1 protein-coding gene is annotated in these 234 nt (G+C 67.9%); it reads left to right on the top strand.

Translation table 11 applies throughout. The features are described from left to right. Window positions 1–234 (top strand): SDR family NAD(P)-dependent oxidoreductase (locus tag SB753_RS41520; RefSeq protein ID WP_410805750.1); only part of this gene is annotated, 234 nt, incomplete at both ends.

Below are 234 nucleotides of genomic sequence, written 5' to 3'. Positions count from 1 at the left end.
GATCTGGAAGGACGCGTTGTCGCCATCACGGGCGGCGCGCGCGGCATCGGCTATGCAGTGGCGCAACGGGCGCTGAACTCGGGTGCATCGGTCGCGCTATGGGACATCGACGGCGAGCGGCTCGCGCGCAGTCAGCGCGAACTCAGCGCACTCGGCAAGGTGACCGCGGTCACCGTCGAACTCACCCAGGAAGCCGCCGTCCAGCATGCGGTTGCGCAGACCGTTCTCGATCAC

The sequence above is a fragment of the Paraburkholderia sp. SIMBA_053 genome (genome assembly GCF_046534895.1).
In the GTDB taxonomy this organism is placed as follows: domain Bacteria; phylum Pseudomonadota; class Gammaproteobacteria; order Burkholderiales; family Burkholderiaceae; genus Paraburkholderia; species Paraburkholderia caledonica.
This window is presented reverse-complemented; position numbering and strand designations above follow the sequence as displayed.